This window comes from Methanorbis furvi (assembly GCF_032714615.1).
GTDB classification, from domain to species: Archaea; Halobacteriota; Methanomicrobia; order Methanomicrobiales; family Methanocorpusculaceae; genus Methanocorpusculum; species Methanocorpusculum furvi.
The window spans coordinates 57,520-69,302 of record NZ_JAWDKA010000001.1; the positions used below are offsets into that span (position 1 = coordinate 57,520).

The 11,783-nt window shown below is 50.6% G+C and carries 14 protein-coding genes; 10 read left to right on the top strand and 4 right to left on the bottom strand.

Annotated features, from left to right (window positions below):
• Positions 1-97 precede the first annotated feature (97 nt).
• The gene (locus tag McpAg1_RS00315; protein WP_338093283.1) at positions 98-739 is read left to right on the top strand and encodes a hypothetical protein; all 642 of its coding nucleotides are present in this window, start codon (positions 98-100) and stop codon (positions 737-739) included.
• Between the two features lie 26 nt (positions 740-765).
• Here the strand turns inward: McpAg1_RS00315 and McpAg1_RS00320 are convergent, their stop codons facing one another.
• The 3 genes from McpAg1_RS00320 to McpAg1_RS00330 all read right to left on the bottom strand — a co-directional run bounded on the left by McpAg1_RS00320 (position 766) and on the right by McpAg1_RS00330 (position 3,521).
• Entirely contained in the window at positions 766-1,647 is an 882-nt protein-coding gene (locus tag McpAg1_RS00320; RefSeq protein ID WP_338093284.1) for a PEGA domain-containing protein, read from the bottom strand.
• Between the two features lie 220 nt (positions 1,648-1,867).
• Complete coding sequence (locus McpAg1_RS00325) at positions 1,868-3,166, bottom strand: PEGA domain-containing protein (RefSeq protein WP_338093285.1); 1,299 nt, start codon at positions 3,164-3,166, stop codon at positions 1,868-1,870.
• A gap of 40 nt (positions 3,167-3,206) precedes the next feature.
• A complete protein-coding gene (locus McpAg1_RS00330; protein WP_338093286.1) occupies positions 3,207-3,521 on the bottom strand; it encodes a DUF1805 domain-containing protein in 315 nt (104 codons plus the stop codon).
• Positions 3,522-3,616: 95 nt separating this feature from the next.
• On the opposite strand from McpAg1_RS00330, the gene McpAg1_RS00335 reads away from it, so the two are divergent.
• The 3 genes from McpAg1_RS00335 (at position 3,617) to McpAg1_RS00345 (ending at position 5,926) form a co-directional block, all read left to right on the top strand.
• Positions 3,617-4,126, top strand: a complete 510-nt coding sequence (locus McpAg1_RS00335) for a peptide deformylase (protein ID WP_338093287.1) — start codon at positions 3,617-3,619, stop codon at positions 4,124-4,126.
• Positions 4,127-4,531: 405 nt separating this feature from the next.
• Positions 4,532-4,825 (top strand): ferredoxin-thioredoxin reductase catalytic domain-containing protein, encoded by a 294-nt coding sequence (locus McpAg1_RS00340; RefSeq protein WP_338093288.1) that lies wholly within the window; start codon positions 4,532-4,534, stop codon positions 4,823-4,825.
• Positions 4,826-5,068: 243 nt separating this feature from the next.
• Positions 5,069-5,926 carry a transporter substrate-binding domain-containing protein gene (locus McpAg1_RS00345; protein WP_338093289.1) on the top strand — a complete coding sequence of 286 codons (858 nt, stop codon included), beginning with the start codon at positions 5,069-5,071 and terminating at the stop codon, positions 5,924-5,926.
• 214 nt (positions 5,927-6,140) lie between these two features.
• Here McpAg1_RS00345 and McpAg1_RS00350 read toward each other — a convergent pair whose 3' ends face one another.
• The gene (locus McpAg1_RS00350; protein WP_338093290.1) at positions 6,141-6,533 is read right to left on the bottom strand and encodes a 5-(carboxyamino)imidazole ribonucleotide mutase; all 393 of its coding nucleotides are present in this window, start codon (positions 6,531-6,533) and stop codon (positions 6,141-6,143) included.
• 49 nt (positions 6,534-6,582) lie between these two features.
• Here McpAg1_RS00350 and McpAg1_RS00355 point away from each other — a divergent pair, with 49 nt between their 5' ends.
• From McpAg1_RS00355 to McpAg1_RS00380, 6 genes are all read left to right on the top strand, one after another.
• Complete coding sequence (locus McpAg1_RS00355; RefSeq protein ID WP_338093291.1) at positions 6,583-7,716, top strand: pyridoxal-phosphate-dependent aminotransferase family protein; 1,134 nt, start codon at positions 6,583-6,585, stop codon at positions 7,714-7,716.
• On the top strand, positions 7,713-8,174 hold the full coding sequence (gene ribC, locus McpAg1_RS00360; protein ID WP_338093292.1) for a riboflavin synthase: 462 nt from the start codon (positions 7,713-7,715) through the stop codon (positions 8,172-8,174). The genes McpAg1_RS00355 and ribC overlap by 4 nt, the downstream gene beginning before the upstream one ends.
• 41 nt (positions 8,175-8,215) lie before the next feature.
• On the top strand, positions 8,216-8,401 hold the full coding sequence (locus McpAg1_RS00365) for a hypothetical protein (protein ID WP_338093293.1): 186 nt from the start codon (positions 8,216-8,218) through the stop codon (positions 8,399-8,401).
• 387 nt (positions 8,402-8,788) lie between these two features.
• Positions 8,789-10,186: an aspartate kinase gene (locus McpAg1_RS00370; protein WP_338093294.1), complete on the top strand. Its 1,398-nt coding sequence runs from the start codon at positions 8,789-8,791 to the stop codon at positions 10,184-10,186.
• Positions 10,183-11,178: a phosphoribosylformylglycinamidine cyclo-ligase gene (purM, locus tag McpAg1_RS00375; RefSeq protein WP_338093295.1), complete on the top strand. Its 996-nt coding sequence runs from the start codon at positions 10,183-10,185 to the stop codon at positions 11,176-11,178. The genes McpAg1_RS00370 and purM overlap by 4 nt, the downstream gene beginning before the upstream one ends.
• A 72-nt stretch (positions 11,179-11,250) precedes the next feature.
• Positions 11,251-11,745: a hypothetical protein gene (locus McpAg1_RS00380; RefSeq protein ID WP_338093296.1), complete on the top strand. Its 495-nt coding sequence runs from the start codon at positions 11,251-11,253 to the stop codon at positions 11,743-11,745.
• Positions 11,746-11,783 lie beyond the last annotated feature (38 nt).

Here is an 11,783-nt window from a genome sequence, read left to right on the forward strand (position 1 = left end):
TAGTAGGCCGCAGAAGATAAATTCCTGTATAGCTGCGGGTTTGTATATGATGATCTGTCCAAAAAATTCATGAAAGGTTACTGACAATTATGGTAGTATGGGCCAGAAGTCATTGCCTGCTGGAAAACTGTTGTCCCGTGGTATTCCATCAGTTCTGATTAGTCTGTGCTGTTTTGGTTTTGTGATCTCAGGTGTTTTCTTCGCAGCAGCAGGCAGCATGGGGTTGACAACTTTGTTGTCTGATATCTGGACGATGTATGGGCTCTCTTGTCTGTATCTTTTGTCGTTTGCCGGCGGTCTTTTCTGGGTCCTTCGCTCCCGTCCGGCAAAATGGTACTATGCTGTTCCGTTTCTTGTGGGAATGCCGGCCCTTGCATTTGCTTCGTTCCATCTTACGTCGATGTCATCGTGGATTTCTGATCTCGGAATCACAACTCCGGCATATTTTGCGTTTCCGGTTGCGTTTCTTCTTTTCTCTCTGCTGCTTGCCTATCCACTCTCATCCACATATCGGGAGGTTATTCTCGTACTCACGGGTCTTTCGATTTTGTGGGAGATCTTTTCTCTCGCCGCGTTCGGGTTGTCTGCGGTCTCACCGTACTTTTTAGAATATTTTTCCACTGACCCAAACATGCTGATGTTTCTCCGAGGGGCTGGAGGCTATCTTATTCTCTTCCCTCTGACCGGTTTGTTTCTGATTGGCGATACTGTGGAGCGGTTAAAAGAGGATGACAGCTGAGATTACTCAGCTGTTTTTTCATGAATTTACGGTCGTCTCAGGAGAACTGCTGCCGCTCCGAGAATTGCCAGTGCCGCAAGCGGGGCCGGGCTTTTGGTTGGTGCGGGCGGAACAGTTTCGGTTGGAGACGCCGTTTTTGTCGGGAGTTCAGTTGCGGTTGCAGTCTCTACTGGGATCAGGACAAGCTTTGCGCGAACATCGGTGACGTCTCCTGCTTTGTAGACATTCGAGACCTCATACACCTCATAGCCGTCTTTGTAGAAGCTCAGCGTGCGGGTTCCCGGCAGCACTTCAGAGATCTGCAGCCAGTCGTTTCCTGACGGTGTGGTTCCTATGTAGTCATTGTCCAGAAACACCACAGCTCCTGCTGGGTCTGAGCCGACACGGATTCCTGCAAGGCGCGTGTCCTTCGTCTGGTCAGAGTAGACGCCGACAATTTTGTCGGAGATGACCTCAACTGAAGTGACAAAATCATGATAGCCTGCCTTTACCACGCGGACTTCATGAGTCGTCGGAGAGAGATTGGGAATGGTTACGGTTCCTGACTTCACGCTCGCATAGTACATGTCATCGATGTAGACATCGACTTCGGGCATGGTGGATGTTACACCAATTGAGCCGGGCGACTTGTAAAAATGCATCACTGCATCAACATAGGTGGTCTCTCCCGAGTTCACGTACACCATATCAGACCAGGGGAAGTACTCGGATGACTGGATGGTGACCAGATGCCCTCCGGGCTGGACCATAGCAGTTCCGGGCGAGTCCATCACACACTTGTTGTCGATGTAGATCTGGCCGCCGGTCGGGTTTGTGGTGACTGCGATGTATCCTGCTTCGTCTGCAAGTACCGGGACTATGCAGATTGTTGCTATAAGGATTATCAGAAATGGAATTATTTTTTTCATATGTGATTGAATAGGCGTCGTCTGGATGTTAAGGTGTCGATCGTCTGAAAAATTTTCGTATGTGAGATTTTGAAACGCGAATGGCGCGAATAAAAAATCGCCAATGGCGATTTTTAGGGTGCTACTAAAATTATTTATTATTAGATGAAGAGATCCATTCAGGGAGTAACAATATTTTTTTATTCGCGCTATTCGCGTTTCAAAAAAAAATAAAAAAAAATTAGTTTGTCCGGCGGAGGACAAGGACTGCCGCAAGACCGATCACTCCTGCGAATGCAAGAATCGGGAACGATGACTGTGACGGCGTTGGCACGACCGCAGTGGTGAGCGGCACATCCATCGTCACAGTCTGTCCTGCGACGAAGTTCACATACTCGGTCCAGTCATTGTATCCGCTGAGCTGCAGAAGCAGAGTGTGGCGTCCTTCCGGGATGTCGGAAAGATAGAGCGGCGTGTATCCGCGGAATACATTGTCCACATACACCTCAGCGCCCGAAGGCGTTGAGTCCATACTCAGTGCCGCGTTGCCGGACGGAGTCGGCGAGCTTTGGACAAGAGTGATGCTCAGTGTCCTGACCTCGTTTGGCGAGAGGGTTACTGAGGAGGTGTAGGTGTTGTATCCATCCTTCTTGAGCATGATCGAGTGCGTTCCTGATGAGAGCGGGCCGACATTCAGGTAACTGACTGACGAGCCTGACGAATAAGCAGTGTTGCCCATGTAGGTTCCGTCCACATAGACTGCAGCTCCCGCAGGTGTGGAAGTGATTCTGAGGTAGGCATCAGAACTTGATACCAGATTCACATTCATGTATGCCGTACTGCCTGCGCCCACACTTATCGTCTGGGTGTAGACATTGTATCCGGAGAGGACAAGTTTCACGTTGTGCGAGGTTCCCGACGTGACGGTGATGACAGCCGGCGTTGTGTCATAGTAGTTTCCGTCGACATAGATGTTTGCGCCGCTCGGATAGGACTGGACGTTAATGTAGCCATAGCTGACTGCACTTCCAAGAGTTGCGGACACATAAGTGGTCTGGCCGTTTGATACCGAGTAGGTTCCGTAGAACGTGTTGTATCCCGGTTTTTCGAGACGGACCGAGTGGGTTCCCGAGTCAACAGATACAGTCAGCGGGGTTGTTCCTTTGTAGTTCCCGTCCACATAGGCGTTCGCTCCTGACGGAGAGGAGGAAATGTCAAGGTAGCCGTTCTGCACAATCGGGGTAAGGTATGCATCTACGGTGATGTACTCTCCGGTTGTTACGTCGCCGACGTACTGGTGATAGTCATAATAGCCGCTTTTGGATACGGTTATGTCATGACTGACAGGAGTTCCTGTTGTGTAAACGGTGATGTAGCAGGGTGTTGTGCCCTCGTATACTCCCGCGTCATAGACGCTCGCACCTGACGGGGAGGATGTGACGTAAATTGTTGCGGTGTCCCCGCCGACGTTGGCGGCTGCCGGGATTACGCATAATGCTGCTGCGATCAGCAACACCAACACAAGATGAGATATTCTCATAATATGTTACCATTGTGTGATAGGATAATATAATCTTTGGTTAACAGGAAAAAAGCCGCGTCAGGGCTTCTTCTCCCGAGACTCCCGGTTTTGCTCCGCGAAGTATTGCAGCTGGCGTTGCTGCGGCGACGTTTTTTCTCAGGAGCTCTTCAATGCTGGAGATACCGGTGACTTTTGCGGCAGGGATGCCGAGTTTTTCAAAGACCGAGAGGTCGAAGAATCCGCAGCCGAGAAATCCTTCGGATGTTTTTGCGAAGATGAGGTTTGCCGGACCGAGTTCGATGCAGTAGGCGTCGGCGGAAAAGTTGGGTGCGGTTAGTTTGGCGTGGTCGGGTGAGAGGTATTCGATGTTCATAGTATGTTAGTATCTTGTATTGGTATGCTAAATGGATTTACCCATCAGGGACCATCCGCAAAATGTATCGAGATATACAGACCAAATACTATACTATGATTCGGGAGATACGGCAGTACGGCGATCCGGTACTTTTTGGCACGGCAGAAACGGTGCCTGAGATCACACCGGAAGTGAGGGATATTTTAACGGACATGTGGGATACCATGGCGGCAAACCGATGCGTGGGCCTTTCCGCTCCGCAGATTGGTGTTTCGCTCAGACTGTTTGTGATAAACGCCGGTGGGGTGGTGATTCGCGGGGCAAATCCTGAGGTACTTTCTGTTGGGGCACTCGTTGAGGAGACGGAAGGGAGCCCTTGTGTTCCGGGCATTCAGCGTCCGGTCCGCCGTCCAAGAAAAATTGAAGTCCGGTATCTGGATGAGTCAGGCGTTGTAATTGAGTGCGAACTCAAAGGTGTTGCAGCCAGAGCATTTCTTCATGAAAAGGATCATCATGAAGGAAAACTGTTCATCGATCATCTCAAACCGGTTCAGCGAAAACTGATCCAAAAAGATCTTGATAAAATTGCCGCGAGCCAAACCCGGACTGAAATGGATATTTGAAACGCGAATAGCGCGAATAGCGCGAATGAAAAATCGCCAATGGCGATTTTTAAATGATTTATTACTATTACTTATTTTCAGACTCATCTGGCTACTCAGAAGTACATTGATAATTTTTGAAAATCGCCATTGACGATTTTTTTATTCCGCGAAGCTGCGAAGCAGTGAGCACGACGGAACGGCGTGCGAAGCGGTGAGCAGGCCGAAACGACTCCTGAAAGAAGGAGTTAAACACGACGGAACGGCGTGTGGAAGGCATGCAATTCGCGCTATTCGCGCTATTCGCGTTTTAAAACCCATCTTGTCCATACCTCACTGACCCATTTACTTTTTCAGATAAAATTGCCATAGCAAGTTGTCCCCAAACCAAAAACACATAATCTGTGAGAAACAGAACTACTCCTCATGACAACCGCTCCTACCCCGGAAGAGATTGCAGCTCTTGTCCCAAAGATCCGTGCGGACAGTGAAAAGTTTGCCAAACTGAAAGGTTGGACACTCAATCCCAATGATCCTATCACCGAATCCGTTCTGGAAGGACTTGCCCGCAACAAACTGATGAGGGGAAAACGTTTCTGCCCCTGCCGGCTTCCGAGCGGTGACCCTGAAGTTGACAAACACTACATCTGTCCGTGCCGGGATCTCGAAGAGGATATGGAGAGGGACGGCCACTGCCACTGTTATCTCTATATGAAATAATTTCACTCTGAAAATGGGTTTGTCCATAAATTTGTTTTTTATCAACCGATGTTTGTCACCGACCGCAGCTTCGCAGAAAAAAACTGAGCATGTGGAATTTTGCGGAACTCACGTTTGAAACGATATTTTTGCGTTATTCAGTTAATCTATGGGAGATGGGATTTTATGGGCGGCACTTTTGGAAATAATCATCATTTTCCATGTGGTAAATAATTTATATTGATTAAATCCTATGTTACTGGCATGGATAAAAAAGTGCTCTATGGGATGGCAGGTCTCTGCCTTCTTTTCGCAGTCCTGATGGCTGGGTGTGTGACCACGCCGGGGGATGACGATAAGAAGACCTATATTGTCGGTATTGACGCTGATTACCCGCCGTTTTCGTACCTTGGCGACAATGGCCAGTTCATTGGTTTTGATGTTGAGTCGGTAAAGTGGATCGCTGAACAGCAGGGATTCAATGTTGAGATTAAAGCTGTTGCATGGGACGGCATTATTCCGGCACTGCAGACCGGCAAGATTGACATGGTCTACTCGGGTATGACCATCACGCCGGAACGTGCGGAAAAAGTGAACTTCACAATCCCGTACTGGCAGGTGAACCAGGGTATTGCAGCAAAGAACGGCTCAACATTTACCGTTGAACAGTTCAAGAACAATGAGCTGATAATTGGTGTACAGCGCAGCTGTTCTGCAGACCAGTGGATGCAGGACTTCTTTGGCGATGAGAAGTACAATCAGATGATAAAGGATGGAAAGATCAAACTCTATGATACCTTCCCGATGTCGATGGTTGCTCTTGAACAGGGACGTGTCCAGACCGTCATCTTCGATGACGTCAACATTGAGAACTACATTACATCCAAGCCTGATCTGACAATTATCGGTGTCATTGAAACTGAAGAGTTCTATGGCGTTGCAGTTCGCAAGGATGATAACGAGCTTCGCGAGACGATGAACGCGGGTCTTACCAAACTCATGAGCTCTGAGAAGTGGAACGAGCTTATTCAGAAGTACATTATCACTGAAGAGCCAACCGTTGTGCTGATCGAAGGGGAAACCACCCTGGATCTGACAAACGATACGGCAACTACTGCGTAAACAGGGTTGCAATCTGCCAATCGGCAGATTTTCTTTTTTTATTTCCGCCCACGGAAAAACGGAGCACGCGGAATTTCACTGAAAAATATCACGAAGCAGACGTGAACATCACTGAATCCAAAAACAATTCATTTCCATGATGTTTTTTTCTGTAATATTTTTCTGTGTGTTCAGTGTTTTCCGTGGGCGGAAATAAAAAATAGTTAAAATAAAATTACTGCATCAGCGAAAGAATTCTGTGCGCCATATGGGCAGCATTTTCTCCGCCGTCCACAGCCATACAGGCTACCGGCACACCTTTTGGCATCTGGGCGATCGAGAGCAGGGCATCAAGTCCGCCGGCAATTTTTCCTGAAACCGGAACACCGATCACAGGTTTTTCTGTTCGCGCCGCAACAACTCCCGGAAGTGCAGCAGACATACCGGCAATGCAGATGAAGATCTTCGCATCGCTCGCTTTCACATAGGAGTCAAGCCTGTCTGCATCGCGGTGCGCTGAGATAATCTGCATATCATAACTGATCTTATACTGCGCGAGAGTGCCAGTGACTTTATCGATAATTGCCTGATCTGATGCTGATCCGGCAATAACTGCAACATCTGCCATTAGTATAAGTATTGTCTCTTCACATATATGTACAAACATCCCTGATACCATGTACAACGAAACACTTCTCATGATGCCAGGACCCGTGCCGATGCCCGAGTCCGTCAGAAACGCCATGACAAAGCAGGCCATCAACCACCGCAGCAAAGAGTTCGGTGCCTGCTACGCAGATATTGTCCGCATCTTAAAACCGGTGTTCGGCACCACGAACGACCTCCTTGTCCTCTCAGGTTCCGGAACCGCAGGACAGGAAGCAGCAATCGGCAGCTTTGCCAAAGGCAAAAAAGTCGCAGCCCTTGTCAACGGAAAATTCGGTGAACGGCTTGGACAGATCGCTGACATCTACGGCGAAGCGGTCATGATCGAGTCCGAGTGGGGACACCCGTTAAACCTCGAAGGACTCAAAGAGGCTCTTGAAAACGGTGCTGAAGTCGTCACCCTCGTTCACAACGAAACCTCTGCCGCAATCCTCAACCCGGCCGAAGAAGTTGGAAAACTCGCCCGCAAACATGACGCGCTCTTCATCCTTGATGCCATCACCTCAATCGGCGGCGACGTTGTTGAGGCTGACAAATGGGGCGCGGATGTTGCAATTGTCGGCTCCCAGAAGTGTCTTGCAGCCCCCGCAGGACTTGCCGCAGTCTCAGTCTCACAGCGTGCCTGGGACAGACTCTCTGAAAAACGCCCGCTCTATCTTGACCTCAAGAAAGCAAAGAAGTCTGCCGACGGCAACCCGATGGAGACCCCGACCACTCCGGCAGTCCCGCTTTTCCTCGCACTCCGCGAGGCATGCAAACTGATCGAAGCAGAAGGCCTCGAAAACCGCATCGCCCGTCATCACAAAATGTCTGCCGCAGTCCGTGCCGCGGGTTCGGCATGGGGACTCTCCCTCGTTCCGCAGGTTGACGCACTCCACCAACCCTCAAACACCGTCACCGGATTTTTCTATCCGGCAGGCGTTGACGACTCCCAGATTCGCGGCGCATGCAAGAAAATGGGCATTGAGTTTGCCGGCGGTCAGGACCGGATGAAAGGCAAGATTTTCCGTATCGGCAACATGGGAATCATCGACACCCCCGAAATTCTCGCAACCGTTGCAGCCGTTCAGATGTCGTTCAAAAAGGCCGGATACAAACTCGAAGGTGACGGTCTTGCCGCCGCAGTCGAGGTCCTGTCCGCATGATCATTGGCGTTGCCGACACAACGTTCGCCCGTGCCAACATGGGCGCCTTTGCAATCGATGAACTCAAGAGACACACGAGTGCCCGCATTGTGCGGGTCACGGTCCCGGGAGTCAAAGACCTGCCGGTCGCCGCAAAGAAACTGATCGAAGAGGAGAAGTGCGACATTGTGATGGCACTTGGAATGCCCGGAGGAAAAGATCAGGACAAGGTCTGCGCCCACGAAGCATCGCAGGGAATCATGATGGCACAGCTGATGACGAACCGCCACATCATCGAAGTGTTCGTCCATGAAGACGAGGCAAAGGATGATGCCGAGCTTGCATGGCTGCTTGAGCAGCGGACCCGCGAACATGCGGTCAATGTTGTCCTCATGCTCACCCGCCCGCAGGAGATGACAAAACTTGCCGGCACCGGTCAGCGTCAGGGATTTGACGATGCAGGGCCTGCCAGACGATAGCCGGCAGAAAAGACTATATGATCTCCCTGTGAGGTATTCATATGAAGAACGTTGACATGAAACTTGACGGAAACATTCTGACCATCAAAGTGGACATCTCCAAAGAGTTTGGTGTGTCCGGCTCCGGTAAATCGATCATCATCGCATCAACCGAAGGAAACCAGTCCATTGTTCCTGACCATGATGTCAAGATCGGGCTGAATGTGTACCGCAAGAACACCAACTAATCTTTTTTCATTTTCTGTTTTATTGCGTTCACAGCTCCGCCCACGGAACACACTGAACACACGGAAATTTCACAGAAAAAATATCACGAGCAGACGTGAACATCACGGAATGATATCAAAAAAATTAATCTGTGATTTTCTTCTCATCATGCCTACTCAACCACCACTCAGTTTATATTTTTGTTCGCGTGTTTCAGAAATCACACTATGTAACTCCCATATAATTCCGTGCTGTTCACGTCTGCTCCGTGATATTTTTCTGTGAAATTTCCGTGTGTTCCGTTTTTCCGTGGGCGACTTGGAAAGAATCCAAAACCTATTCACTGGATAATTTATATCAGTTCACAAAACCCATCACATACACACTATCTCACAGGTGCTAATTCGATGCGACTCGTAATGAAGTTTGGCGGAACCTCTGTTGGCGATGAAAAAAGCATTGCCAACGTGGTCAAGATCATCAAGGAATCCCGCGACGCCGGTAATGAAATCGCAGTCGTTGTCTCGGCAATGACCCGCGTCACCGATCAGCTTATCGCAACCGCAGAAGAGGTCATCAACTGCAAACAGAAACCGGCTCTTGATGCATTCATTGCGTCCCTGCGCAGCCGCCACATGAAAGTGCTCGAAGCGGTCGCCCCGGACTACATGGACGAGATTGGTGAGTATCTTGACTCAAGATTTATGAAACTCTCCAACATCCTTCTCGCAGTCCATAACCTCCGCGAGTTGACCCCGAGATCCAGAGACTACATCATCTCGTTTGGCGAACGACTGTCAGCTCCCATCATCTCCGCGGCACTTCGTCAGGGCGGCATCCTAAGCAGCTACATGAGCGGCTGTGACGCAGGAATTCTCACCGACGGCGTGCACAACGGAGCAACCGCACTTCCGGAGAGCTACCCGAGAATTCAGGCACGCGTCGGCGCACTCCTCACCGAACAGGTGCCGGTCGTCATGGGATACATGGGCTGTTCCGCAGACGGCGCAGTCACCACACTCGGCCGCAGCGGCTCGGACTACTCGGGCGCAATCATTGGTGCAGGAATTGATGCTGATGAGATCCTCATCTGGACCGACGTTGACGGTGTCATGACCACCGACCCGCGTCTGATTCCTGAAGCACGCGTGATCAACTCCATCTCCTTCCTTGAGATGATGGAGATGTCCTACTTTGGCGCAAAGGTCATCCATCCGCGTGCCCTTGTTCCGGCAATGCAGAAAAATATCCCGGTCCGCGTCAAGAACACCTTCAACCCCATGCACCCGGGCACCGTCGTGATCCGCGAACCGCATGCTGACAAGAGAGTCGTGAAGGCGATCTCGTTGATAAAGAATGGCTGTCTCATCAAAATCAGCGGCGCAATCATGGCAGGGAGACCGGGCGTTGCCGGAGAAATTTTCACCGCTCTTGCCGAAACCGGAGTCAATGTCATGCTGATATCGCAGGGCTCCTCAGAGATGACCATCTCGTTGATCATCACCGAAGAGCAGCTTGACGCAGCCCTCACGGCGCTTGCCGACGTAAAGAGAAGAGGCGTCATCCGCGAGTTCGACTTTGACCGCGACGTTGCGGTCGTCTCGGTTGTCGGTGCAGGAATGGCAGGGACGTACGGGACCCTCAGCAGAATTTTCCACGGCCTTGGTGTCGGCGGCATCAATGTGATGATGCTCTCGCAGGGGTCTGAGGTCAACGTCTCGTTTGTCGTGAAGGAAGCTGACGGCGTCAAAGCGGTTCGTGCAATTCACGAAGAGTACCATCTGGAGGCAGAGGAACAGGCATGAGCAAAAAATATTCGTACAAGGATGCGGGAGTGGACATCGATCTGGAAGCAGATGGTGTCAAGTCACTGATCCGCCAGCTGAGTTTCCGGAGAAGCGGCGAGCACGGTATGGTCGGCGGCGTCGGCCACTTTGCCGGACTGATCGACTTCGGACCAAAGGTTCTCTCGCTGTGCACTGACGGTGTCGGCACCAAAATGCGGGTGGCTGATGATCTCCGCGACTGGTCAACGGTCGGCATCGACTGTATTGCGATGAACGTCAACGACATGTACGTGATGAACATCGAGCCGGTTGCGTTCGTTGACTACATCGCAACCGAAGGCATCAACACCGAACAGATGATTCAGATCGGTGTCGGTCTCAACGAAGGTGCGAGGCTCTCGAACATGAACATCATCGGCGGCGAGACGGCGACGCTGAAAGGTATGGTGAACGGTCTGGATCTTGCCGGCACCTGTCTTGGCGTGCAGGACCGTGACCGCGTGGTGACCGGTGAAAAAGTGAAACCCGGCGATGTGGTCATCGGTGTTGCAAGTACCGGCGTTCACTCAAACGGCTACACGCTTGCAAGAAAAGTTGCCACTGAAAACGGCGGTTACTCGGTAAAGCTGCCGTCCGGAAAAACGATTGGAGAGGCATTAATCACGCCGACCCGTATCTACTCCGAGGTCCTAGATGTCTGCCGTGCGGTTGAGGTCCATGGGATGTGCCATGTTACCGGCGGAGGTCTGCTGAATTTCCTGCGCATCAGTGAGTACGGTTTTTCGATCGATGATCCGATGCCGGTTCCTGAAGTTCTGCAGTGGATTGCAGAGAAGGGAGAGCTTGAGATAAACGAGCTTTACCGGACCTTCAACATGGGCATGGGCTTTGCGTTCATCGTTTCTGAAGCAAGTGTTGCAAAAATTCTCGCAATGGTTGACGGCGCCAAAGTGGTCGGCCGTGTTATTGAGGAACACAAGGTCCTGTTGAAAGGCGTTGAGATCCTCTAAACTTTTTTTTGTCAGCGATTCATCTTTTTTTCCACCCGCAATCTCTATCTCATCTCCTGCCGATACATCTCTATGAAATACCAGCTACTACTGGCAGCTGTTCTCCTTGCCTGCATGATTTTTTCCGCCGGATGTGTTAATGATGGCGGCGATCAGACCGGAACAGTAACGCCTACACCAACCCCGGCATCAGTTCTTGAGTCGGTGACAATTTTACCGGAGATCCCGGGCATTACCTACTCTCTCACCGCGAAGCAGTCTGCTGAACAGGGAAATGTTGAGATGCGCCTCAAAGCAGTTGCGGCACGCGACCTGAGAAAGGACGGCTACAACATCAGGTACACCTTCTTTGTCTACAACACCGACTCTGTTGCAAAAGACTGGACTCCTCAGAGTTACGAGGATGTTGTCAACGCAGGCATTCCCTATGTGACCAAGATTGATCGGATTTACCCGGCAAACGAGCGGGTGATCGATGTAATGCTCCCGCGAGACGCCAGTGTGAAATCATTTGATGTGACAAAGCCGTATATCTACGGTGTTGTCGGGGTGGACGTCACTGTCTAAATCCAAAACACTATATCCTTCCCTCTCCACTATTTTTC

Excerpts from the sequence above, each read along its gene's own strand:
- McpAg1_RS00315 (WP_338093283.1), top strand. The coding sequence starts at position 98 with ATGGGCCAGAAGTCATTGCCTGCTGGAAAACTGTTGTCCCGTGGTATT.
- McpAg1_RS00320 (WP_338093284.1), bottom strand. The coding sequence starts at position 1,647 with ATGAAAAAAATAATTCCATTTCTGATAATCCTTATAGCAACAATCTGC.
- McpAg1_RS00325 (WP_338093285.1), bottom strand. The coding sequence starts at position 3,166 with ATGAGAATATCTCATCTTGTGTTGGTGTTGCTGATCGCAGCAGCATTA.
- McpAg1_RS00330 (WP_338093286.1), bottom strand. The coding sequence starts at position 3,521 with ATGAACATCGAATACCTCTCACCCGACCACGCCAAACTAACCGCACCC.
- McpAg1_RS00335 (WP_338093287.1), top strand. The coding sequence starts at position 3,617 with ATGATTCGGGAGATACGGCAGTACGGCGATCCGGTACTTTTTGGCACG.
- McpAg1_RS00340 (WP_338093288.1), top strand. The coding sequence starts at position 4,532 with ATGACAACCGCTCCTACCCCGGAAGAGATTGCAGCTCTTGTCCCAAAG.
- McpAg1_RS00345 (WP_338093289.1), top strand. The coding sequence starts at position 5,069 with ATGGATAAAAAAGTGCTCTATGGGATGGCAGGTCTCTGCCTTCTTTTC.
- McpAg1_RS00350 (WP_338093290.1), bottom strand. The coding sequence starts at position 6,533 with ATGGCAGATGTTGCAGTTATTGCCGGATCAGCATCAGATCAGGCAATT.
- McpAg1_RS00355 (WP_338093291.1), top strand. The coding sequence starts at position 6,583 with ATGTACAACGAAACACTTCTCATGATGCCAGGACCCGTGCCGATGCCC.
- ribC (WP_338093292.1), top strand. The coding sequence starts at position 7,713 with ATGATCATTGGCGTTGCCGACACAACGTTCGCCCGTGCCAACATGGGC.
- McpAg1_RS00365 (WP_338093293.1), top strand. The coding sequence starts at position 8,216 with ATGAAGAACGTTGACATGAAACTTGACGGAAACATTCTGACCATCAAA.
- McpAg1_RS00370 (WP_338093294.1), top strand. The coding sequence starts at position 8,789 with ATGCGACTCGTAATGAAGTTTGGCGGAACCTCTGTTGGCGATGAAAAA.
- purM (WP_338093295.1), top strand. The coding sequence starts at position 10,183 with ATGAGCAAAAAATATTCGTACAAGGATGCGGGAGTGGACATCGATCTG.
- McpAg1_RS00380 (WP_338093296.1), top strand. The coding sequence starts at position 11,251 with ATGAAATACCAGCTACTACTGGCAGCTGTTCTCCTTGCCTGCATGATT.